Source organism: Mucilaginibacter sp. MD40, from assembly GCF_002288635.1.
In the GTDB taxonomy this organism is placed as follows: Bacteria; Bacteroidota; Bacteroidia; order Sphingobacteriales; family Sphingobacteriaceae; genus Mucilaginibacter.
Map to the genome: position 1 here is coordinate 851,300 of NZ_NRSW01000001.1, position 22,522 is coordinate 873,821.

Consider the following 22,522-nt stretch of genomic DNA (forward strand, 5'->3'; position numbering starts at 1 on the left):
CAGGGAAGCTGCGCTCTATGGCGACATAAACTTTTAGATAAGGAAATGTAAGCACTAATACTTCTGTTGTGTGCTGAATATCATGGGCTATGGTAGCATTTTGTAAGCTATAAACTTTGGGCAAACGGTAGTCAAAGAAATTTATTTTACTCCGAAGCAGTTTTTTTGAAACTTAATAAAAACTGCCGCCGTACAAAACACTCACACAAAAAATTCACACAATTACTTAGACACTTACAATAACACATGAAAAAACCAAAACTATTACTTACAGCTATAGCTTTATGCTTTTTGAGTTTAGGGGCATGTAAAAAATCTACTACCCCCGGGCCTCAGGGTCCAAAGGGCGATACCGGAGCCACCGGCGCTACCGGGCCACAAGGCCCGCAGGGACCACAGGGGGCTACTGGAGCTACTGGCGCAACAGGCGCCACGGGAGCTACCGGTCCACAGGGACCTCAAGGACCTAAAGGTGACACAGGGGCCGCTGGTGCAAATGGCGCTACTGGTGCCACAGGCGCTACCGGAGCAACAGGTGCTACTGGTCCACAGGGCCCGCAAGGACCAAAAGGTGATACAGGTGCCACGGGAGCCACGGGAGCTACCGGAGCCACAGGTGCTGCCGGTGCCGACGGAAAAGACGGCAATGCCAATATACAAAGCTTTTTACTTACCAACCAGGGCGTAACTTTAACTGGCTTTACCAGGCTGAATGTTCCGGCTATTACACAAGATGTTGTTGACAAGGGGCTTGTACTGGTATATTTCAGGGTAACAGGGCAAACGACCAACTACTTCTCATTGCCTTACAACGAAAGTGACCGCTCTCTTAGCGTTTCAAACTACGGGGTAGGCTATGTAGATATCAAAGCTAACTTTACTGCCGCATCGGGGCTTGATTTCCGTGTGGTAGTTATCCCGGGCACATCATTAAGTACGTTATCCGTTACCCATCCGGGGCTTAATGTGCGCAACTTTAGCCAGGTTGCATCTGTGTTCGGATTGAGGAATTAAGTATACTAAAAACAACAGTAATAAATCATCATAACCCCGCTATTGCGGGGTTTTTTGCTGCTATTTGTAACAATCATATGTATGAAATATTATAATATGTAACAATGATATGATTTTCAAAATATTGATATCAATAAAATGAACATTTGCACGGAAAATGTTATTTGCCCTTAAGTTACCTCTACATACAATTTTATGAAATACTTTTATTTAATATGGATACTGGTTGGTGTATCAGCATTTAACGCCAACGCGCAAAGCGGAAGATCACTGAACGGGTCGGTTGTGGACTCCACTAAACTTAGTTTACCCGGAAGCAGCGTTAAATATAAGAGCGAACTGGGCGACAGCTCGGTAACCAGCACAGATATAAACGGAAAGTTTAATTTTCAGGGTGTAAAGGGAACCAAAATAACGCTTACGATAAGTTCCATTGGCTTCGATGGCTTAATAAAACACTATACATTACAGCCGGGCACCAATCCCGTAACGCTTGACCCCATAGTACTAAAATCAGCAACAAGGCAATTGGGTGCGGTGACCATTGTTGGCGTTAACCCGGTTGTGTTTAAAGAAGATACCGTACAATATAGCGTAAGCGCCTACAAAGTGCGGGAGAACGCTCCTGTGGAGGATGTGCTGAAGAAAATACCGGGTATTGATGTGGATAAAGATGGCAATGTTACCGCTCAGGGTAAACAGGTAACCAAAGTACGTGTAAACGGTAAAGACTTTTTTGGCGGAGATGTACAAAGCGCAACCAAAAACCTGCCAGCCGATGTAATTGAAAGCGTACAGGTAATTGATGATTACGGCGATCAGGCAAACCTTACCGGAATTAAAACCGGCGAACCTAACAAAATACTGAACTTTACCATACGCAAGGATAAAAACTATGGCTACTTTGGCCAGGCTACCGCAGGCGATGGCCGCGACCTTTTGCCCAAACAAGCCGATGCCGATATCGAAAACAACAACAGGTACATTGGTTTGCTCAATTTCTTTAAGTTTAAGGGCGACCAACAAATATCAGTTCTGGGTAGTATTAATAATACCAATGTTAATACTTTTAGTTATGGTTCGCCTACCAGCGGCGGCGGTGGTGGTGGAGGCTTTGGCGGCGGCGGTGGCCGTGGCAACGCGCTTCGTGGTAGCAGCAGCTCAACAACCAACGCCAACGGTGTAACCAATGCGCACTCCATCGGTTTCAATTATCGTGACCAATGGGGCAAAACCTTGTCGGTATACGGTAGCTACAGCTTTAGCGACAATACTACATTTACCAATTCTACCGTCATACAAAAGAACAGTTCGCTGCAACAAAGTACCAGCAACCAGCAAAGCCAAACCACAGCGAACCCGGTAAACCACCGCTTTAATTTTAACCTGGAGTGGAAGCCCGATACCCTTAATTATTTAAAGGTAACACCTACTTTTAATTACGCGGGTAGTGATGTAAGCAGTTTTGAAAACTCGGTATCTCAACGTTCAAACGTTACCAACCTGGCCTATACCTCACAATCAACTTCTAACTCAACATCGCCCAGCTATGGTGTTTCCGGCTTTTTCAACAGAAGGTTTAAACATAGCAAACGCAACTTAAACATTGGTTTTAACGCTAACATTAGCCAAACCAACCAGTTTGATAATCCTATATATACCTACACTGCAGGAGCAGGCACAGCCCCGGCCAACCAGGTCACCTATACCGATAGCAAGAACAATACGGTAGGCATTAACGGTTCGTACCAGGAGCCTGTTGGCAAGGTATCCTTCCTGGAACTTAACTACGCTTTTAACCGGTCGTTCACATCAAGCGATAAAGAGGCCGATACCGTTTATGCATACAACCCAACCCGTTACCACAGGTATGACCTCTTAAGCAACCAATACCAGTATACTTTTATTACTAACCGGTTCGGTTTAAACTACCGCATCATCGAAAAAAAATACAACTTAACCCTGGGCGTGGGTGGCCAGCCATCACAACTGGATGGTGTTAACCTGTTAACCAATGTAAGAACAAGTGTTAATACCTTTAACATTATACCGGCTGCCAGCTTTAATTATATTTTCTCGCGCAGCCAGGCTTTCAGGTTCAATTATAACGGCAGTAATAACCAGCCAAGTTTTGATCAATTACAGCCGGTAATAGACTTTACTAACGCGCTTTACCCTGTACAGGGTAATCCTAACCTTAAGCCCGAGTTTACCAATAACCTTTCGGCAAGGTATAACGCGTTTAGTTTCCAAACCGGTAATATCTTCCTGATAGGGGCTAATTACACACAAACAGATCATAAGATAGTGCAAAACGTGGTATTTTATCCGGCCAGGTTCCTGCCTTCTGTACTGGCGGCTAACCCCGACCTGAAAAAATATCAGAACACCAACCTGGTGCAGTACCTCAATGCCGACGGCTATTATACCTATGGCGGTAACTTCCTGTATTCAAAACCTTGGAAAGAACGTAAATACACTCTGATCTTTGGTGGCCAGGTAAGTTACACCAACAACATTGGTTATACCCAAACTGTGGACTCGCTAAATAATGTTTCGGCAATGGCCAAAAACATCGCCAAGACACTCACCTTCGCACCGCAGTTACGTTTCAGGGTTAATGTGAATGATATTATTGATGCAGAGGCATTTTCAAGAATGTCTTTAAATAAAATAAGTAATAGCATTACCACCAACGGTAATCAAAACACCAACATCAGATCGTTTGACCTGGGTATAAATGGCAAAAACTATGTATGGAAAGACTGGACCTTTAGCTACGATTACACCAAAACCCTAAACTATGGGTACGATGCCAAGTTACAGGTGAAAAATCCCAACATATTTAATGCCTATGTAGAGCGCCGTTTCCTGAAGGATCACCGCGGCACGTTACGTTTAGCGGCATATGATATATTTAACGAGAATACCGGCTTTTCGGTAACCAACACCGGTAGTATACAAACAGAGACCAATGTAAATAAGCTGGGGCGCTATTTCCTGCTTAGCTTTACCTTTAGGCTGCAGAAATTTGCCGGCAAGGCTCCATCAAGTCCTGACAGGTTTATGCGTGGCGACAGGGGGCCTGGCGCCGGTGGTCCGCCACCTCCGCCACCAGGCGGCGGTATGTAGCCTCAATAGCATAGCTTAAATAAAAAGAGCGAACCTGTATGGGTTCGCTCTTTTTGTATATGTGGCTAAGTGTTTTAACCAAATATCTGGTTAAGTAAACCTGCAAGTCTTACCCCGCCTTTCAGTAACTGATTGTTAAGCGTTGCAATGTGGTCAAAGTTGTAACGGTATACATTTACTTTGTCGCCATCTTTAACACCGGCATAAATTTGAGCTGCAAGGTTGTTCGATTCAAATAACCACTGGCTCATGGGTGCCTTTTGCCACTCGGCGCGCTGCGCGATAGTGGTGTGATTGATCCATGTTGCATATTCGGTATAGCTCAACTGCTGGAAATCTATCAGCTGGCTATCCCATATCGAGTGCAGGTTAGTTGGCTCATTAAACCAGGTAAGCTTAATATCATTTCCGCCTTTGTCTGAAAAATGGCCGGTATGCATTGGCTGGTGCACATCCTCAACAATATGGATAAGCATGCGCAGCGCAAGCAGTTTTTTCTTTTGCGGCAAGTCCTTCTTCTTTAGCTCACCTACCAGGTAGTTCATTTTGGTGTAAGCATCAGCAACCGTATCCATTTTCAGGTATTCCTGCATTTCTGGGTAGGTTAACTGCTTTTCAATATTAATGAAATGCCAGTTGTACAGGTATTTGTATTCCGGGTCTGATTTTATAAAATCGGCCCAGTTGCTACTCATGGCGATAGATTCATTACCCAGTATAGCCTGTACCGCTTTACGGGCTTTGGGTGTAAGGTAGTTATCAGCGATTTGTCCGCATATACGGTGCCCGTTGGTACCCCAAGCCATAGCTTGTACCGGTAAATAAATAATAGCTAAACCCAAAATGAGTTTTTTTACTAACGATATTTTCATGTTTTTATAGTGGTTTTGGATTACAAGCAATTCTTTTTATCAATCGCAGATCAACCGGCAACACCCCGGAAGTAGGGCTGAGCGAGATCAGCGAATCGGTCTTTTTCTTTACTTTAAAATACTCTTCATAAACACCGGAGCGCAGGCAACCAGTTGGGTCCTTGTAGCTGTAATCGGCGTTACAAAACAGGCCGCGAACGTGCAGTGTATCATTTTTCTGTTCATAAACACCCTTTGCATACTCGGCCCAATGCCCGCTGCGTGTGCAGCTATCAGCGCCGGTATTTACTTTGCTAAAGGTATTTATCCGCACAAAAAACGAATCGCAGGTAAACTTAAGGTTATATAAAGAATAACTAACCAGTTGTTGCTGCATTGTTACACTATCCTGCTTCCACTCACCCTGCAGATATGCTTGCCCCGGAGTTTGCACATCGGGATTAAATTTGCAGGCACTGAAGCTTAAAGCAAAAAGCAGAAAGCAAAAAGGCAAGAAAAATATAAGCGATGATCTCTGCATAAACAAAAAAGCCCCTCTCCTTGTGGAGAGGGGTTATTAGGATGATTTTATTTTAAACTACCTATCATGTTCTCAGGCCGTACCCACTCATCAAATTGCTCATTGGTAAGCAAGCCCAGGCCAATGGCAGCTTCGCGTAGCGATGTACCTTCCTTAAGCGCTGTTTTGGCTATTTTGGCGGCGTTATCATAACCAATATGCGGGTTAAGGGCGGTAACCAACATCAGGGAATTTTCCAGATGCTTTTTAATACCCTCATAGTTTGGCTCTATGCCCACAGCACAATGATCATTGAAAGATACGCAGGCATCGCCAATTAAACGGGCCGACTGCAGGAAATTTGCAGCCATAACCGGTTTAAACACGTTAAGCTCGTAATGCCCGTTTGAGCCCCCTATTGAAATAGCCACGTCATTACCCATTACTTGTGCGGCCACCATGGTTACGGCCTCGTTTTGGGTAGGATTTACTTTACCCGGCATAATAGACGATCCCGGTTCGTTATCAGGTATGTGTATCTCGCCGATGCCTGAACGCGGGCCAGATGCCAGCATACGAATATCGTTAGCGATCTTCATTAATGATACCGCTATTTGCTTTAAAGCACCGTGACTTTCTACAATAGCATCATGGGCGGCAAGCGCTTCAAATTTATTTTCGGCGGTTATAAATGGCAGGTTGGTAAATTTAGCGATGTACTCCGCTACCTTAACATCATAACCATTCGGCGTATTGATACCTGTACCTACCGCCGTACCGCCGAGCGCAAGCTCGCTCAGGTGATCCAGGGTATTACGCAGGGCCTTAAGGCCGTGGTTAAGTTGCGATACATAACCCGAAAACTCCTGGCCAAGTGTAAGCGGAGTGGCATCCATTAAGTGTGTACGCCCTATTTTTACTACCGATTTAAAAGCTTCCGCTTTAGCGTGCAAGGTATCCCGTAGCTTTTCTATACCCGGTATGGTAACATCGATCAGTATTTTATATGCCGCAATGTGCATAGCGGTTGGGTAGGTATCGTTTGATGATTGCGACTTGTTCACATCATCATTGGGGTGAATGTATGTTTTTCCTTCGCCCAGTTTATTGCCCTGTAAAACATGCGCACGGTTGGCAACCACCTCGTTCACATTCATGTTTGATTGTGTACCCGAACCAGTTTGCCAAATTACCAGCGGAAACTCGGTATCCAACTGACCGGCCAGTATTTCATCACAAACCTGTGCTATCAGGTCGCGCTTGTCGGCAGGCAGTACGCCCAGATCTGTATTAGTATAAGCAGCCGCTTTTTTTAAGTAAGCGAAGGCTTCAATGATTTCCTTCGGCATAGATGCTTCCGGGCCAATTTTAAAGTTATTACGCGAGCGTTCTGTTTGCGCTCCCCAGTATTTGTCGGCCGGTACCTGCACCGCACCCATGGTATCATGTTCGGTTCTGAAACTCATAACGATAGTATGTTTTAGGGCAGCAAATTTAGGCTTTTATACCGAGTAAGCTAATACCATTTGGTTAATCTTTTCAGTATCACCGGAGAGGGTGTTAAACATTTTTACCTGTTAGAAAAGTTAGGTATTGGTTTGCCGGATAATAGAAGTGGTAAACTCATCTGTACAGTTAAAAGAGTAACCATTACTCCGCGCCCATAAAATAAAGTCCTTTAAACGGTGCAGCAATGCCTTACCGGAATTCCGGGTAATATATCCGGGCAGGCCCAATTCAGGCATCTTACTAATTTCCGCGAATTCCCAGGGATGGAAGTAGAGATTAAGATACCCGTCTTTCTTCAAGGCGGCGGCGCACAAGCGCTTAATTAACGCGAGTGGCAAGTTATGAAAGCTTAACCAAAACAATGGGATGCGCATCAGCGGAGATACAGAAGCTGGTAATTGCAGCACATCATCTTTATAAAACCAGGTGCGTGGTTCTTTAAGATGATTATACCTGCCGGGCAGCCATGTTGGGTTGAGCGAAGAGTTATATAAATAGCCTGCTTTTTTTATTTCCTTTTCATCAACAGGCATCATGCGGGCCATCCGGAAACCGGTAACTTTTTCGCCGGATATTTCTTCGAGCTTTATCCTCGATTGCAGGAGGTGTGCAGTATTAAAATCAGAATGGTAATATCCGTGCGAAGCGATTTCATGCCCATCAGCAACAATCTGTTTAATCATCCCGGGCCGGTTAACCGCATAGTTGGCTGTGCAATAGAAAGTAACCTTAACCGATAGCGCCTTTAGCAAATCAAGTACCGCTTGCGCACCAATAGTTGAAATAGCCAGTTGCTCCTCAAAATCGAGCTGCTTACCCAGTTCAAGCGGCAGATCAAACTCCTCCAGGTCGAAACCTAATAAAATCATTAATTAACGTTAATGTTGCTGCTCTCTTTAATATGGATGAGATTTGTTGAGCGGATAATATAATTTGGCCGACCTTTCGACTGCATAAAAATTTTACCTACATAAACCCCAATAATGCTCAGAAGCGCCAACTGCAAGCCGCCAAAAAAGTCGATAGTAGCCATAATTGAGGCCCATCCCGGTACGGCGTAACCTTCCATATAGCTAATAAGGATATATGGGAAATATAATATAGCCAACGCCGATAAACTTAAGCCAATCCCCGCGGCAATATATAAAGGGCGGGCGCTAAAGGCCATTATATTACCAATGGCAAATTTAAGCAGTTTGATAAATGAATAGCTGGCCGTACCCGCGTGGCGCTTGGCCGGCGTGTAAGGAATACCTATTTGCTTGTAGCCCACCCATTTTACAATACCTCTAAAAAATATCTCATACTCATCAAGGCTGCGCAACTGGTTCACTACTTTGGCATCTATCAGGCGGTAATCGGCAATGCCGTTTTCCAGTTTGATATCAGAAAGGGCGTTAATTACGCGGTAAAAAAGCTTTGAGGTAAACCGCTGGTAAAAACGTGCATGGCGGTTAACCTCCTCGCGATAGGTATAAACAATATCAAACCCATCTTCCCAATAATTAAGCATTTTTTTAATTAAGTGCGGGGGATGCTGCATATCGGCATCTATGGTGATCACAGCATCGCCTTTTGCAAGGCTTATGCCTGCTTTAAGCGCGTAATCTTTACCAAAGTTGCGGGCCAGTTCAATGTAATATACGTTGCTGTTAATTTGCGCGTTAAGCTTTATTTCGTTAAGGGTATTATCTTCACTGCCGTCGTCAACAAAAATAAGCTCGCACACATAGGGAGTGTTCCTGAAAATCTCGTTTATATGATCTGTTAATACAGTAATATTCCCTTCCTCGTTATGTGCGGGAACTATAACAGATACAAGCTTTTTGAGGGGCATTACAATGTAAAATTTAAATCAATCAGGGTCTAATACGATTATTTTGAACCGGATGTAACAGCCTGAGCCATATTTAGCTACAACTCAAAAATGTAACACCAATGTTACAAATATAAGTAAAAAACTAATCCATACACGCTGGACGAAATATTATATACCCGCCTTAATAAAAATTACTTTATTATGATAACTGTGGCTGCTTATTTTCTTCTACAGCAAAGTCGCGTGTGAACATTTCATAAATAATTTTAAGCCATATGATAAAGCAAGGAAGTGATTTGAGCTTATATGGCTGAATGTATTTAAGGTTAATGGCTTGGGGGAATAGATCAGATGGAGAGAAACTGGTAATGACAATGGCAAATACGAGCAGGAATATATCAAAACCGCTTACCGGGCGCCTCAGCGTCATGAACCAGATGCCCACACCTGGCAAAGCGATAATGTAAGTTGGCGACTCTGCTGAACTGCTGAATATAACTGTAAAAATGAGTACCGACGCCAATAGCAATAACCGGAAATTGCTATAACGATAGTTATTGATTTTAAGATAGGGTAGCGCGAATAACATTAACGCAGGTATTAATATATAAATATTATTCCACTTATTATTAAACACCCTGTGTATCATACCTAAAACAGAAATATCCTGCATCTTGGCATTCAGGTTTTCGGCGTTTTTGGCGATCAGATCATAATACCAGTTATGATAGGTTTGTAAGATAAAGCTTGGTGAAGAATACAGCATAGGTATTACCAACAACACCGCGAACCAAAAAATAAGGCTAAGGATAAGCTTGGGTTTATTTGCAGAGAAAAAGAAAAATGCCAGCCCCACAATGCCGTAAAGCTTAGTCATAGTTCCAAAAGCGATCATTAAAGCGGCCCAAAAATCTTTTTTATTTACAATAAAATAAAAGCTTAAAATAATAAAGGCAGCAATGCTCGGATTAAACTGGAAATACATAGATGAACCTACCAGCTCATTTGCGCATAAAAGAATAATGAGGTTGGACTGATTGGTTTTTATCGGTAAGCTTTTAATAGCGGCGAAAAGTATGGCGGCGTTAAACATTACCCATAAAATTACCCCTACACTATCAGGCATAAGGGCGAATGGCGCAATAATGAGTGAGAATATGGGTCCGTAATGGTTGCGGTCGTAATAATACTCAGGCTGTGGTGTGTAGAGGTCAAGTTGATGAAGAACATTTAAAAAGTTGTGCTTAAAAATCAGGTAATTGTTAAGCGACTGGTGCGATGTAACTGTTTTGGCTACAAAAAAAAGACTAAGCCCAAACCACAGGAAGTAAATAAAGTATTTGCCTGCGGCGACTTTAGTAAAAGTTTGTTTCATTTAATAAGGGGTATTATTTTAGGTAAGGTGTACCTTATCTATCATTTACAGAGGATTTACTGTCAATCTTTTTTAAAATATCGCAAATGGAGGTATCCATTATTGCGTTTGATGGCCCATCGTGATAGTAAAAGTCGTCCATCTTCCTTTTGATGGTATCGCTATCAGCCCTCCCTCGTTTTATTTTTTCCTGGTACTCATCAAGTGAGCGGCAGTAATAGTGGTTAACTTGTATCTTATTTACGCTTAATGGAGAAATCTCGTTAGTTAAGCGCTTAAAATTTTCGTTCACACAAAAATAGCCCCTCCGGTAAAAAAAGGCATGCGGGTTCATTGATCGCCTTGCATACTTGGGTTGCACAATGCTTTTTATATGGTTATTTACATCAAAATTTTCTCCGGACCGCCATATGAAAGTTTCTAATTGGGGGCGTTCAGACTTTTCCTTTATTCCACCTGACCCAAATACCAGCCAGTTAATTCCTAAACCACCGTATGCTTCAAAGTCTTTCAGAAATAACGGCAGGTTGCCCTTGGTGACTTTTGGAACTATAAACTCGTCCATATCCACAAAAGCTATCCAACGTGATTTAAAGCCGTAACGCCAAAGGCAATGATCATAAGCATCCTGCTGCCGCGATATGCCTTTAATTACAGTTATTGTTGCATATTTAGCCAAGCCCAGCCTTTTAAGCGCAAGTTGTACCGGCTCCACACTCTCATTATCATATAAAAAGAAATGCTCTACGCCTATTTTTATGTAATACTCCATCCATTCTTTTAAATAACTGTTCTCGTCTTTAATAATACAGCATATAGATAGATAATAAGAAGGCTTAGTGATGAATGGTAATATTCGGCTGACGCGATGATTCATGTGCAATAATCTTTTTTTTGAATATGATAAGTTATGGTTGTAATGAACAGCGGTTTAAGGCTACAAAATTATAAATTATACCATCAATATACTGTCAAAAAGGCCACTACTTAGCAGACACGCTAATTGGTACAGATTTGGTACACCTTTACACAGTAATAAATAATTAAATATGGCAACTGAAAAAGCAATATTGGCAGGCGGATGTTTTTGGGGAGTAGAAGAACTGATACGCCAGCAACCCGGAATTATATCAACAGTAGTGGGTTACACCGGCGGCGACGTGCCTAACGCTACTTACCGCAACCATGGTACGCATGCCGAAGGTATTGAAGTAGTTTTTGATCCTGATGTGCTATCGTACCGTAAACTGCTGGAGTATTTTTTCCAGATACATAACCCCACCACACGCAACCGACAGGGTAACGATGTTGGCACATCATACCGGTCGGCAATATTTTACCTGGACGAGCAGCAGAAAGATACAGCGCTTAAACTGATTGAGGAAATGGAAGCATCAGGTAAATGGCCGGGTAAAATTGTTACCGAGGTGGTACCAGCCGGAGATTTCTGGAACGCCGAAGAAGAGCACCAGGATTACCTGCAAAAACATCCTTATGGCTATACCTGCCACTATGAGCGCCCCGAGTGGACCCTGTAACAACTATAATGGAACTAATTAAAGGCTGCGGATATTCGCGGCCTTTTTTATGAAACCTGCTTACCCGCTATATAAAAAGTAAAGCTCCTGATGGGCAGGAGCTTTTACTAACCAATTATAAACCTAAATTATGAGAAGAGCTGTAGGAGAAGGGGTCGAACCTTCAAGGAGTGGTTATTCTTATTGCTAAGAGTTTCCCATTATTCTCCGCCACCGGGACAAGGAGGTGTGTCTGCCAAAAATTTCACCATCCTACAGGATAATATTAATTCAAAAGTTAAAATCTAAACTTTAATACTTTATCATTAATAGCTGTTGGGGAAGGGTTCGAACCTTCAAGGAGTGGTTAGCCCGCTTCGGGTTTCCCATGCTCTCCGCCACCGGGACAAGGAGGTGTGTCTGCCAAAAATTTCACCACCCAACAGTGTTGTTTTGTTTTAAAGAACAGCCGGCAATGCCAATTGCTTATTACAAAAGTAAGGCCGGCACCTATTTCTTGCAAATATTTCAACAAAATATTTTTATTTTTAGTTTTATTTTAATTAAACTTGTGTTTAAATAAAGATATTTAAAATTATGCCTCACAGGAAACCTCAAAATTTAGAAATTGATAATCTGGATATCCAGATATTGTCTATATTGATGAAGAACGCGACCACCCCCTACACGGAAATCGCGAAAGAATTGATCGTTTCCGGCGGTACCATACACGTGCGCATGAAAAAACTGGAGGAGATGGGTGTTATTAAGGGTGCCAGCCTGGAAGTAAACCCCCAAAAACTGGGATATGATGTGACCGCTTTTCTGGGCATATTTTTAGAAAAAGGGTCTCAATACAATGATGCAGTAGCACAATTAAAAAAGATCCCTGAAATTGTTGAGCTGCATTACACCACCGGCAGCTGGAGCATATTCGCTAAAATTGTATGCCATGATACCAACCACCTGCGTGAAGTGTTAAACGAGCAGATACAAAGTGTAAAAGGCATACAGCGCACAGAAACATTTATTTCACTCGAAGAAAGCATTAAACGCCAGATCTCGCTTGATTAAGAGACCGGGGTTTCCTTTATATTCAACAAATGCCATAATCTAAATGCTTATGGCATTTGTTGTTTGGTTGCCTATAGGTCAATCAACAAGCTTTCGCCAAATTTCTGAGAAACGGTTTTCTGCTCTTCTCCGTTTATGCTGATCACCAATGAATTATCGAAGGCTATTTTTTCTAAGAGTTGTATGCGAGTACCAATGTTAATGCCCAGTTTTTGCAGATATTGTAAAAACTGGCTGGTTGTATCTTTAACGGCTACCACACGGCAATGGCCACCGGCTTTTACATCGGCAAGGGTGGTAGAGTAGCGCTTAGCCATTTTTCCATTGGCTTTGGGGATAGGGTCGCCATGCGGGTCATATTCCGGAAAGCCCAGAAACTTATCCAGCCTGTCGGCCAGCGTCGCGTCCTTAATATGCTCCAGCTCCTCGGCAATATCGTGAATCTCATCCCAGTGGTACCCCAGTTTTTCTAACAGGAACACCTCCCATAAGCGGTGTCGCCTCACAATCAACGTGGCATCCTTTAATCCCGCCGGGGTTAGTTCAACGCCTTTCTTTTTGTCATAAACAATCAGTTGCTTATCGGTAAGCTTACGTATCATATCTACTACCGATGCCGGGTTATTCCCTAACGAATCGGCTATAGCGGTGGGCGTTATTTTTTGGCCCTTATCCTGCCATAGGCGATAAATGCATTTAAGGTAATTCTCTTCTGAAAGGGTATTCATTACTTATTGTTCTTAGGGCTAATGCAAACATAATAAATAAGAAACAGTTATAAATAAAATTAGCCAAGACTAATTTTATTTATTTTACTAATTAAATTTTATTTATACGTTTGTTCAAATGAAAAAACATATTCTCTTTTTTCAATTACTATTATTTGCTACGATAAGCCGTTCCCAAAGCACAACACTATCCGGGCAGGTGCAATCAGCCGGGGCGCCGTTAGCCTATATAAGCGTTAATTTACAGGGCACACGGCACGGAGCCACAACCGATAACAATGGCCGTTACCTTATTACCGGTATAAAACCGGGCACTTATTTAGTCAATTTTATTTGTCTGGGGTACGCGCCTCAACAAATCAGGCTACAGCTATCAGGCGATACAGTTAAACACGATATAGACCTGAAAAGCTCCGGCTCAAAATTAAATGAGGTAACCATTACCGGTGTAACGCGGGCCACACAACTGCGGAGCAACCCTGTGCCTATCGCTGTTTTATCGCGCAAGGATATGGAGCAACATGTTAACAGTAATATTATTGATGCCATTACCAAAGGCGTACCTGGAGTAACCGCTGTAACAACCGGTCCCAACATCTCCAAGCCTTTTATACGCGGTTTGGGTTACAACAGAGTGCTTACCTTATATGATGGCATACGCCAGGAGGGGCAACAATGGGGCGACGAGCACGGGATAGAGATTGACCAATTTGGCATCAACCGCGCCGAAGTCATAAAAGGCCCGGCAAGCCTGGGCTATGGATCAGACGCCCTGGCAGGCGTAATCAACTTAATACCTTATATACCTAACGGTTCTGACAGACATTTAAGCGGAGATGTTACCACAGACTACCATACCAATAATGGCCTTGTGGCTTTATCAACTGGGTTGGCCTACAGGAAAAACGACTGGAAATACGCTTTACGGGCAACAGGCAAAAACGCCCACAATTACTATAACAAAGTTGATGGTTATGTATACAACACTGCTTACCAGGAACGCATTATTACCGCAATAGCAAGAGTGGATAAGCCCTGGGGATATTCGCAAATGGCCGCCTCGATATATGACAACAAGCAGGAAATACCTGATGGTAGCCGCGATTCGCTAACCCGCCGCTTTACCGTACAAATAACCGAAGGCAGTAATGACGATATAAAAAAACGGCCGTTAGTCCCTGATGCATGGCTTACTGCGTATAGCATTACCCCACTGCACCAGCATATACAGCATTACCGTATCTATCAAAAAACAGAAATAAAAACCAGTGCTGGCGGGGCGTTCAATTTTGCTTTAGGCTGGCAGCAGAGCCTAAGACGCGAGTATAACCACCCCACTCAACCCCAGCAGGCCGGCTTAAACGTGGCGCTTAATACCATAAATTATGATCTGAGATACAGCTCTCCGGCTATAAACGGTTGGGAAACTTCTTTTGGCATCAACGGCTTTTACCAAAACAACGCCAGTAAAGATGCTACCGATTTCCCTATACCCAATTATCGATTATTTGATATAGGTGGTTTCGCGTTTGCAAAAAAGACTTTGGGGAAATTTGATATTTCCGGAGGTATGCGTTTTGACATCCGGCATATGAACTGGGCTGATTTTTATATTGGCTCCAACCCGGCTAATGGTTTCGAAAGAAAAGTAAACGCCGCCTATCCTGATGCCCGGCTTCAATTCCCATCATTCACCCATAATTATCAGGGCGTTTCGGGGAGCTTGGGCCTCACCTATAATTTGAGCGAACAACTTCTACTTAAGGCTAACATTGCCCGTGGCTATCGCGCACCAAACATTACCGAAATAGGAAGCAACGGACTGGACCCAGGCGCGCACATTGTTTACCTGGGCAATCGCAACTTCGGCCCCGAATTTAATCTCCAGCAGGATATGGGGTTCATTGCTTATTTGAAAGACGTGGACATCATTATCGAACTGTTTAACAACCAAATCCAAAACTACATTTACCAGTCGCGGCTTGATGACGAAAAAGGAAATCCGGTTGTTATTGTCCCGGGGAATACCACCTATCAGTATCAGCAAGCTAAAGCAAGGCTTTATGGCGCGGAGGCTACTATCAATATTCATCCCAAAGCCCTATCGTGGCTGGAGCTGAATAACAGCCTGGCATATGTGGTGGGCATCAACCGAAACCAGCAACTTGTAAAGCAAAGTGAGGGTGCTGCTAAATATCTTCCCTTTATACCGCCGTTACATTTACAGTCGGGCGTTAAAGTAAAATTCAAAGAAGGCCGGGGTACGTTTTCTAAGATATGGCTGCATGCAGGCATCGACTATTTTGCGGCGCAAAACCGTTATTATGCGCTAAACGATACTGAAACGCCAACACCGGGTTACACGCTTGTAAACGCGGGCTTTGGTACAGACATCAGGCGGCGTTCGGGAAAATTGCTTTGCGAGGTTTATATCCAGGCCGATAACCTGTTTAACGTGGCCTATCAATCCAACCTTAACCGGTTAAAGTATTTTGAATATTATACGCAATCGCCTAACGGGAAGCTGGGTATTTATAACATGGGGCGCAATTTCAGCTTTAAAGTGGTAGTACCGTTTTAAACTTATATCAGTTTGTTTTTTCGTCCAACGGCCAGGTATATGACCGAACCAAAAAACGGGAAAAATAAAATTACCGCCACCCAGATCAATTTAGTAACAGAATCTTTAAAAGTGGCCCTTAGCGCATCTAACAAGCAAAATAATACCAGCCCGAAATAGATGATAAATAATACGAGCGCGGCTTAAAACCAGTTATTGCCGTTACTTTGAGCGATGATAATATTGATTGAAGGCATGCTACAACAACATGCCAGATGATGTAAAGTTTACTTTATACTGCGTTTGCGAACAATAAAATACCCGGCAACAAATACCACGGCGGCAACAATAAGGCTCACGTATACATCTTTGGTAAAGATATCAATATCCAGATGCGAGGCCGGGCCGTGTTGCTCTTTTATCATACTTTTCATGGCGGCCATGGGGTGCGAGTATGGGAACAGGTAGGCGTAAACCCATCCATTAGTGGCTAAAATAACACCAACTACCGTGGCCACAAAACCCAGGCCCATGGGCTTCAGGAAATCGGCCCAAAGCAGGCTGAATAAAAACTGTATTGACAAAATGCCTAAAGCAGAAAGCAGTAGTTTAAAAAACACCTGTGCCAGTTCTTTCTCCATGTGATATTCATTAAACTTAAGTTCGGGCTTTAGCACACCGAGGAGGTTACCGAAACCTATGTTTAATAGCGTAAACAAGGCCATGCAAATAAAAAGCAGGAAAAAAGCGTAAAAATATTTAGCGCCATAAACTGTCCACCTGGATATTGGAAGGCTAAAAAGGGTTTTCCAGGTATCAGCTTTATGCTCTACATTGTTTACCGAATAAGCGACAAAGATGGTGTAAATAGGCAAGAGCAGAGTGCCCATGCTTCCTAGGCTGATCATGCTAAACTGCACCCAAAGCATCATGGGCTGCATGTTAACAAACTTATCACTCTTGTTATAGATAGCTACAAATGCTAAAAGTGTAATGGCCAAAGGCAATATAATGGATCCCCAAAAGCCAAGCGTTTTGCGGGTCTTGTAAAATTCAGACCTGAATGATAGTATAAATCCTTTCATATAGTTAGTTGCTTTTGGTGATATCCAGGAATAACTTTTCCAGATCTTTATGCTGCTTGTTGATACCAAAAACTGTAATACCGTTTTGCACGAGCAGGTTATTGATATCGCCTATTTGTTGTTTTGATGTGAACGGGACCAGCAGGTGATCCTCTTCTATTTCACCTATGGCAATATGGTGTCTCTTAAGAAGATTGGCCGCATCTACGCTACTGCTTGTTTCTATGTATATCTGTGGCTGGTTAATGTTCTGCAACTCGCTTATCGTACCCTGGAACATCATTTTACCATGGTTGATAATACCTACATGTGTAGCCATCTTCTCTACCTCAGAAAGTAGGTGGCTTGATACAAAAACCGTTTTGCCCTCTTTAACTATGCGCATCATCAGCTCACGTATCTCAATAATGCCATTAGGGTCCAGGCCGTTGGTGGGTTCGTCTAGTATTAGCAGCTTGGGGTCATTTAACAAGGCCAATGCAATACCCAGCCGCTGTTTCATCCCTAAAGAATAGTTCCCGGCTTTTTTGCCCGCCGCAGCCGTAAGCTGTACCAGGTTAAGCATCTCATCAACCCGTTGCTCGCTTACCTGCAATAGCATAGCCCTGTTCAATAGGTTTTCTTTGCCGGTAAGGTGGTGGTATATAGCCGGCTGCTCTATAAGCGAGCCTATTTGCTTTAAAATACTGATACGGTTACTTTGCAGATCCATATCAAAAATACGGATGCTGCCCGCGCTTGGGTTAAGCAGGTTGAGCAGCATTTTTATGGTAGTGGTTTTACCCGCGCCGTTTGGCCCAAGAAAACCATAAATACTACCTTCAGGCACTTCAAGAGAAATAGATTTTACTACGGCCTGGCTGCCAAAGCTAAACGACAGGCCTTCGGTACGGATTACCATAATTTATCGCTTGCAACAGAACAAACGGTTTTAAACACGCTCACGCCTTTTATAAACAGCGATGTTGCTTTTGCTGTGTTGCTATGCAAAGCAGCTTGTTTATTTTGTTCAAACTGGTAACTAACGCCCATTACAATGGCAAACACTACAGGTGCCAGTAAAAGAATAAAGGGATTGGAGTTTGAAACTAACTTCTTCATGGTGTTGTTGTGATTGATTTACACAACAAAGGAATAAATATTGATTTACCTGCTAAAATCAATTAGACCAACAGGCAGCAATTGTAGATGAACGCCTGAAATTATCCACCAACCCGTTCATCGGTTTTTTATGCCTGTTCATCGGCAAAATAATAACCTACATATAATAGGTATCTGTAAAATGATCGCTAAACCTTACTTTAGTTGCTGTGAAAAGAAGCTGGCAGATATTTTGGCATATATTCTCGTGGATATGCGTTATTGCATTCTTTGCATCTATTGCGCGCTACAGCGGCAAAATGACAACTAAAGCTGTGGCTGTTATTTTTGGCCTTTATGGCATTATCAACATCAGCGTATTTTATGTAAATTATCTATTGCTTATTCCCAAATTTCTTAACAGAAAACGGTATAAGCTTTTTGTATTATCAATTATTACAACACTTATAGCTTATGGACTGCTTAAATATGGCGTTGGTTTAATCTTTAAGGAAATTATCCTGGATAGGATGAAGGGCCAGTCAATAGCTTTTTGGAAATATTTCATCAATACCCTGTTCGTCACACTTATCTTTCTGTTCTTGAGCACGGTGCTGAAATTTACTATCGACTGGTTTTTGAATGAGCGTGTGCAGCGCGACCTGGAAAACCAGCGGTTAACGGCCGAGCTTTCGTTCCTTAAATCGCAGATCAACCCCCACTTCTTGTTTAACTCGCTGAACAGCATCTATTCGCTGGCCTACCAAAAGTCTGATACTACGCCCGAGGCTATCTTAAAGCTTTCGGAAATTATGCGTTATATGCTTTATGAGTGTAACGACAATAAAGTGGATTTGAGTAAAGAACTACAGTACCTGCAGAATTACATTGATCTGCAAAAAATTCGTTTCGGTAATAAGGCTTTCATCAATTTTGAGGTATTAGGAGAGGTGACCAATCAGCAGATCGTACCGCTGCTGCTTATTTCTTTTATCGAGAACGCTTTTAAACACGGCATCGCTAATGACGCGCAACATCCTATACAAATGAGAATTAATGTAGAAGGTGGGCGCCTATACTTTTTTATACAAAATAAAAAGCACAGCCATAACCGCGATGCCGCCGGCGGGATAGGATTACCTAACGTACGCCGCCGGCTTGATTTATTATATCCGGGTAAATATAACCTTGATATACGCGACGAAACTGATACTTACACTTGTCAATTATCTTTAGCTTTATAACCATGATTAAATGCCTTGTAGTTGATGATGAGCCCCTGGCCCTAAATATACTGGAAGACTATATTTCCAAAGTGCCTTTTTTGCAATTGATTAAAGCGACAACCAATCCGATTGAAGCTTTAACCATAGTGCAGGAAGGAGGCATTGATCTGGTGTTTCTGGATGTGCAGATGCCGGAACTTACCGGTATTCAATTCCTTAAAATAGCCAACGGAAAAGCGAAGGTGATCTTAACTACAGCCTATCCGCAATATGCACTGGAAGGCTATGAACTGGACGTTGTGGACTACCTGCTAAAACCTATTGCGTTTGAGCGTTTCTATAAATCCGTACAAAAAGCGCAGGGCATTATCCAACCTGCCGCCAAAACACAACCTGTTGCCGAACCACAGCAGCAGGACGACTTCATGAGCGATTTTATCTTCGTAAAAACCGAGCATAAAATACAAAAGGTTTATTTGCACGATATTCTGTTTATTGAAGGGTTAAAAGATTACATCTCTATTTTTACCCCAACCGAGCGCATTATCACTTTGCAAAACATGAAAAAGATGGAGGATGCGTTACCCGAGAAACACTTTATCAGGGTACATAAATCCTACATTGTATCTATCAATAAAATAGATAGCATTGAGCGCAGCCGTATCTTTATTGGCGATAAGATCATACCTGTTGGCGACACTTACCGGGAAGACTTCTTTAAGATTGTTGACGGCAAGAACATATAAGCGTTTTTACCGGTAATAAATTGCTTAATTTGCGGCATATGAAAAAAAGTTGCCTGCTGCTGTTGTTTATTCCACTACTTTTTGGTGCCTGTACGAGCAAAAAAAAGATCGTAAAAACCATTAGCGCCTTTGATGCCACCAACCAGGTATACACCAGCCACGCCGATTCGCTGAGCAAGGTATTGCTTACCACTCAAGCCGCCATGCTTACCGACAGTCTTGGCAGGCCGGTGACATCAGAATTTGTAGGTACGGTAAACTTTAACCTGCGGAAACCCAATTATGTAATTATCCATTACACCGCGCAAGACTCGGTACCGCAAACGTTGCGCACGTTTACATTGGCACGAACCCAGGTGAGCGCGCACTATGTAGTTGGCAAGGATGGCCGGGTGATACACATGCTGAATGATTACATGCGCGCTTGGCATGCCGGGATAAGTAAATGGGGAAGCGTGACCGATATGAATAGCTGCTCTATAGGCATAGAATTGGACAATAATGGTTATGAGCCCTTTTCGCAACAGCAGATCAGCAGCTTGCTGCTATTGCTGGCTAAACTTAAGCGGGATTATAACATACCAACAGCCAATTTTATTGGCCATGCCGATATTGCCCCTGGCCGCAAGCCCGACCCGGGCATACGTTTCCCATGGGAACAGTTAGCCAAAAAAGGGTTTGGATATTATTCGGATATGCTGATTGTACCGGCTCCTGTAAACTTTGACAGCGCCACCGCGCTACGCCTCATTGGTTACGATACCAGTAACCTGCCCGCCGCCATCAGCGCCTTTAAACGCCACTTTGTACAGAGGGAAGATTCGCCCGTACTTACCCAGTTTGATCTGGATGTATTGTACAATGTGTATAAAAAATACTAAGGCTTAATTGTATTGAGTTTTTCCAATACCCCGGTGGTTGTTAATTTTTCCTGCTCGCCGGTAACCATATTTTTGAGACTGAGTAAGCCGGTTTGTATTTCCTCGCTTCCGATAATCACCACAAACGGGATCTGCTTATTATTGGCATAGTCCATTTGCTTTTTAATTTTAGCGCCGGCCGGGTAAAGCTCAGCATTGATCTCATGATCGCGAAACGATTGCAGGAGCGGCAAGGCAAATGTTTCCCCATCGGCATCAAAACAGCAGATGAGCACCTGTGTACTTTGGTGAGTTGAGGCCGGGAAAAGATTTAACTCTTCCATCACATCATAAATACGATCGGCGCCGAACGAGATACCCGCGCCGGTAAGTCCTTTTAAACCAAACATACCTGTGAGGTCGTCATAGCGGCCGCCGCCACCAATGCTGCCTATGGCTACGCCATTGGCCTTCACTTCAAAAATGGCCCCGGTGTAATAGTTTAACCCTCTCGCGAGTGTAATATCCAGTTCCAGTTTAGCTTTAAGCGGCTTGCAAGCGGCTATGTAGGCAAATACTTTTTCAATTTCGTCACAGCCTAACAGACCTATTTCTGAACTTTCCAGGGCCTTGCGCAGGCTTTCCAGCTTTTCCTCGTTAGTGCCTTCCAGCAGAATTATGGGTTTTATTTTTTCGATATCGGCCTCCGTAAAGCCCCGCTCGAGCAGTTCTTTAGTCACGCCATCCAGCCCGATCTTGTCCAGCTTATCTATGGCAACGGTAAGGTCGATAATACTATCGTGCTTATCTATCACCTGGGCTATGCCCGACAGTATCTTACGATTGTTGATCTTGATGGTAAAAGCAGTAAGGCCAAGCTTACTTAGGGCTTCGTTATAGATCAGTATAAACTCCGCCTCGTTTAATAATGAGGGCGAGCCTACCACATCAGCATCGCACTGGTAAAACTCACGGTAGCGGCCTTTCTGCGGCCTATCAGCCCGCCACACCGGCTGCACCTGGAAACGCTTAAACGGAAAGGTGATCTCGTTTTGGTGCTGCACCACATAGCGCGCGAAAGGCACAGTTAGGTCATAGCGTAAAGCTTTTTCGGAGATAGAGGAAATAGCCGCGTTAGAATTACGGGCGGCTAAGGCTTGCCCATCGGCTTTGGCTAAATAATCTCCACTATTGAGTATTTTAAAAATCAATTTATCACCCTCATCACCATATTTGCCGGTAAGTGTGCTCAGGTTTTCCATCGACGGTGTTTCTATCTGCTGGTAACCGTATTTTCTGAAAACACTTTTAATGGTATCAAAAATAAAGTTACGTTTTGCCATTTCGGCCGGAGAGAAATCACGCGTGCCCTTAGGTACTGATGGTTTGATGGATGCCATGCGGCAAAGGTAAAAAAAATTGAGTA

General features: G+C 43.1%; 21 protein-coding genes and 1 tRNA gene. 8 read left to right on the forward strand and 14 right to left on the reverse strand.

The genetic code is table 11. The features are described 5' to 3' along the window. The first annotated feature begins 246 nt into the window (after nucleotides 1-246). Entirely contained in the window at nucleotides 247-1,014 is a 768-nt protein-coding gene (locus CKK33_RS19845; RefSeq protein WP_095702835.1) for a hypothetical protein, read from the forward strand. A gap of 195 nt (nucleotides 1,015-1,209) precedes the next feature. Then, nucleotides 1,210-4,146, forward strand: coding sequence for an outer membrane beta-barrel protein (locus tag CKK33_RS03825; protein ID WP_095702836.1), 2,937 nt, complete (start codon nucleotides 1,210-1,212; stop codon nucleotides 4,144-4,146). Between the two features lie 74 nt (nucleotides 4,147-4,220). On the opposite strand, the gene CKK33_RS03830 is transcribed toward CKK33_RS03825, so the two are convergent. The 7 genes from CKK33_RS03830 to CKK33_RS03860 form a co-directional block, all read right to left on the reverse strand. Next, entirely contained in the window at nucleotides 4,221-5,018 is a 798-nt protein-coding gene (locus CKK33_RS03830; RefSeq protein WP_095702837.1) for a S1/P1 nuclease, read from the reverse strand. A 4-nt stretch (nucleotides 5,019-5,022) separates the two neighbouring features. Continuing rightward, nucleotides 5,023-5,538: a fumarate hydratase gene (locus CKK33_RS03835; RefSeq protein ID WP_095702838.1), complete on the reverse strand. Its 516-nt coding sequence runs from the start codon at nucleotides 5,536-5,538 to the stop codon at nucleotides 5,023-5,025. A gap of 47 nt (nucleotides 5,539-5,585) precedes the next feature. Beyond that, the gene (gene fumC, locus CKK33_RS03840; protein ID WP_095702839.1) at nucleotides 5,586-6,983 is read right to left on the reverse strand and encodes a class II fumarate hydratase; all 1,398 of its coding nucleotides are present in this window, start codon (nucleotides 6,981-6,983) and stop codon (nucleotides 5,586-5,588) included. A 120-nt stretch (nucleotides 6,984-7,103) separates the two neighbouring features. Beyond that, nucleotides 7,104-7,895 carry a polysaccharide deacetylase family protein gene (locus tag CKK33_RS03845; protein ID WP_095702840.1) on the reverse strand — a complete coding sequence of 264 codons (792 nt, stop codon included), beginning with the start codon at nucleotides 7,893-7,895 and terminating at the stop codon, nucleotides 7,104-7,106. Then, entirely contained in the window at nucleotides 7,895-8,863 is a 969-nt protein-coding gene (locus CKK33_RS03850) for a glycosyltransferase family 2 protein (RefSeq protein WP_095702841.1), read from the reverse strand. Before CKK33_RS03850 ends, CKK33_RS03845 begins: the two co-directional genes overlap by 1 nt. Nucleotides 8,864-9,044: 181 nt before the next feature. Further along, nucleotides 9,045-10,220 (reverse strand): glycosyltransferase family 87 protein, encoded by a 1,176-nt coding sequence (locus CKK33_RS03855; RefSeq protein ID WP_095702842.1) that lies wholly within the window; start codon nucleotides 10,218-10,220, stop codon nucleotides 9,045-9,047. A gap of 34 nt (nucleotides 10,221-10,254) precedes the next feature. Further along, entirely contained in the window at nucleotides 10,255-11,097 is an 843-nt protein-coding gene (locus CKK33_RS03860) for a glycosyltransferase family 92 protein (protein WP_095702843.1), read from the reverse strand. A 172-nt stretch (nucleotides 11,098-11,269) separates the two neighbouring features. On the opposite strand from CKK33_RS03860, the gene msrA reads away from it, so the two are divergent. Continuing rightward, on the forward strand, nucleotides 11,270-11,758 hold the full coding sequence (gene msrA / locus CKK33_RS03865; RefSeq protein WP_095702844.1) for a peptide-methionine (S)-S-oxide reductase MsrA: 489 nt from the start codon (nucleotides 11,270-11,272) through the stop codon (nucleotides 11,756-11,758). Between the two features lie 312 nt (nucleotides 11,759-12,070). On the opposite strand, the gene CKK33_RS19455 is transcribed toward msrA, so the two are convergent. Then, nucleotides 12,071-12,182: transfer RNA gene (locus CKK33_RS19455), tRNA-Asp, on the reverse strand. Nucleotides 12,183-12,334: 152 nt separating this feature from the next. On the opposite strand from CKK33_RS19455, the gene CKK33_RS03870 reads away from it, so the two are divergent. Next, on the forward strand, nucleotides 12,335-12,811 hold the full coding sequence (locus CKK33_RS03870; RefSeq protein WP_095702845.1) for an Lrp/AsnC ligand binding domain-containing protein: 477 nt from the start codon (nucleotides 12,335-12,337) through the stop codon (nucleotides 12,809-12,811). Between the two features lie 71 nt (nucleotides 12,812-12,882). Here the strand turns inward: CKK33_RS03870 and CKK33_RS03875 are convergent, their stop codons facing one another. After that, nucleotides 12,883-13,539: a metal-dependent transcriptional regulator gene (locus CKK33_RS03875; RefSeq protein ID WP_095702846.1), complete on the reverse strand. Its 657-nt coding sequence runs from the start codon at nucleotides 13,537-13,539 to the stop codon at nucleotides 12,883-12,885. Between the two features lie 118 nt (nucleotides 13,540-13,657). Between CKK33_RS03875 and CKK33_RS03880 the strand changes: the two genes are divergently transcribed. Further along, the gene (locus tag CKK33_RS03880; protein WP_095702847.1) at nucleotides 13,658-16,120 is read left to right on the forward strand and encodes a TonB-dependent receptor; all 2,463 of its coding nucleotides are present in this window, start codon (nucleotides 13,658-13,660) and stop codon (nucleotides 16,118-16,120) included. 2 nt (nucleotides 16,121-16,122) lie between these two features. Here the strand turns inward: CKK33_RS03880 and CKK33_RS19880 are convergent, their stop codons facing one another. From CKK33_RS19880 to CKK33_RS03900, 4 genes are all read right to left on the reverse strand, one after another. Beyond that, on the reverse strand, nucleotides 16,123-16,284 hold the full coding sequence (locus CKK33_RS19880) for a PLDc N-terminal domain-containing protein (protein ID WP_095702848.1): 162 nt from the start codon (nucleotides 16,282-16,284) through the stop codon (nucleotides 16,123-16,125). Between the two features lie 102 nt (nucleotides 16,285-16,386). Beyond that, complete coding sequence (locus CKK33_RS03890; protein ID WP_095702849.1) at nucleotides 16,387-17,184, reverse strand: ABC transporter permease; 798 nt, start codon at nucleotides 17,182-17,184, stop codon at nucleotides 16,387-16,389. 4 nt (nucleotides 17,185-17,188) lie between these two features. After that, the gene (locus CKK33_RS03895; protein WP_095702850.1) at nucleotides 17,189-18,085 is read right to left on the reverse strand and encodes an ABC transporter ATP-binding protein; all 897 of its coding nucleotides are present in this window, start codon (nucleotides 18,083-18,085) and stop codon (nucleotides 17,189-17,191) included. Then, a complete protein-coding gene (locus CKK33_RS03900; RefSeq protein ID WP_095702851.1) occupies nucleotides 18,079-18,285 on the reverse strand; it encodes a hypothetical protein in 207 nt (68 codons plus the stop codon). The genes CKK33_RS03895 and CKK33_RS03900 overlap by 7 nt, the downstream gene beginning before the upstream one ends. A gap of 209 nt (nucleotides 18,286-18,494) precedes the next feature. Here CKK33_RS03900 and CKK33_RS03905 point away from each other — a divergent pair, with 209 nt between their 5' ends. From CKK33_RS03905 to CKK33_RS03915, 3 genes are read left to right on the forward strand one after another with little or no spacing between them, the layout of a single operon-like run. Continuing rightward, nucleotides 18,495-19,508 carry a sensor histidine kinase gene (locus CKK33_RS03905; protein ID WP_233138142.1) on the forward strand — a complete coding sequence of 338 codons (1,014 nt, stop codon included), beginning with the start codon at nucleotides 18,495-18,497 and terminating at the stop codon, nucleotides 19,506-19,508. 2 nt (nucleotides 19,509-19,510) lie between these two features. Beyond that, nucleotides 19,511-20,236 carry a LytTR family DNA-binding domain-containing protein gene (locus CKK33_RS03910; protein ID WP_095702853.1) on the forward strand — a complete coding sequence of 242 codons (726 nt, stop codon included), beginning with the start codon at nucleotides 19,511-19,513 and terminating at the stop codon, nucleotides 20,234-20,236. A 38-nt stretch (nucleotides 20,237-20,274) separates the two neighbouring features. Next, a complete protein-coding gene (locus CKK33_RS03915) occupies nucleotides 20,275-21,117 on the forward strand; it encodes an N-acetylmuramoyl-L-alanine amidase (protein ID WP_095702854.1) in 843 nt (280 codons plus the stop codon). On the opposite strand, the gene hisS is transcribed toward CKK33_RS03915, so the two are convergent. Further along, entirely contained in the window at nucleotides 21,114-22,496 is a 1,383-nt protein-coding gene (hisS, locus tag CKK33_RS03920; protein ID WP_095702855.1) for a histidine--tRNA ligase, read from the reverse strand. The two genes, CKK33_RS03915 and hisS, sit on opposite strands and share 4 nt — an antisense overlap. Nucleotides 22,497-22,522 lie beyond the last annotated feature (26 nt).

Bases quoted from the DNA above. Each gene is read 5' to 3' on its own strand.
- fumC (WP_095702839.1), bottom strand. From the start codon at position 6,983: ATGAGTTTCAGAACCGAACATGATACCATGGGTGCGGTGCAGGTACCG.
- CKK33_RS03860 (WP_095702843.1), bottom strand. From the start codon at position 11,097: ATGAATCATCGCGTCAGCCGAATATTACCATTCATCACTAAGCCTTCT.
- CKK33_RS03830 (WP_095702837.1), bottom strand. From the start codon at position 5,018: ATGAAAATATCGTTAGTAAAAAAACTCATTTTGGGTTTAGCTATTATT.
- CKK33_RS03915 (WP_095702854.1), top strand. From the start codon at position 20,275: ATGAAAAAAAGTTGCCTGCTGCTGTTGTTTATTCCACTACTTTTTGGT.
- msrA (WP_095702844.1), top strand. From the start codon at position 11,270: ATGGCAACTGAAAAAGCAATATTGGCAGGCGGATGTTTTTGGGGAGTA.
- CKK33_RS03835 (WP_095702838.1), bottom strand. From the start codon at position 5,538: ATGCAGAGATCATCGCTTATATTTTTCTTGCCTTTTTGCTTTCTGCTT.
- CKK33_RS03850 (WP_095702841.1), bottom strand. From the start codon at position 8,863: ATGCCCCTCAAAAAGCTTGTATCTGTTATAGTTCCCGCACATAACGAG.
- CKK33_RS03910 (WP_095702853.1), top strand. From the start codon at position 19,511: ATGATTAAATGCCTTGTAGTTGATGATGAGCCCCTGGCCCTAAATATA.
- CKK33_RS03845 (WP_095702840.1), bottom strand. From the start codon at position 7,895: ATGATTTTATTAGGTTTCGACCTGGAGGAGTTTGATCTGCCGCTTGAA.
- CKK33_RS03895 (WP_095702850.1), bottom strand. From the start codon at position 18,085: ATGGTAATCCGTACCGAAGGCCTGTCGTTTAGCTTTGGCAGCCAGGCC.
- CKK33_RS03890 (WP_095702849.1), bottom strand. From the start codon at position 17,184: ATGAAAGGATTTATACTATCATTCAGGTCTGAATTTTACAAGACCCGC.
- CKK33_RS03875 (WP_095702846.1), bottom strand. From the start codon at position 13,539: ATGAATACCCTTTCAGAAGAGAATTACCTTAAATGCATTTATCGCCTA.
- CKK33_RS03880 (WP_095702847.1), top strand. From the start codon at position 13,658: ATGAAAAAACATATTCTCTTTTTTCAATTACTATTATTTGCTACGATA.
- CKK33_RS03825 (WP_095702836.1), top strand. From the start codon at position 1,210: ATGAAATACTTTTATTTAATATGGATACTGGTTGGTGTATCAGCATTT.
- CKK33_RS03900 (WP_095702851.1), bottom strand. From the start codon at position 18,285: ATGAAGAAGTTAGTTTCAAACTCCAATCCCTTTATTCTTTTACTGGCA.
- CKK33_RS03870 (WP_095702845.1), top strand. From the start codon at position 12,335: ATGCCTCACAGGAAACCTCAAAATTTAGAAATTGATAATCTGGATATC.
- CKK33_RS19845 (WP_095702835.1), top strand. From the start codon at position 247: ATGAAAAAACCAAAACTATTACTTACAGCTATAGCTTTATGCTTTTTG.
- CKK33_RS03855 (WP_095702842.1), bottom strand. From the start codon at position 10,220: ATGAAACAAACTTTTACTAAAGTCGCCGCAGGCAAATACTTTATTTAC.
- hisS (WP_095702855.1), bottom strand. From the start codon at position 22,496: ATGGCATCCATCAAACCATCAGTACCTAAGGGCACGCGTGATTTCTCT.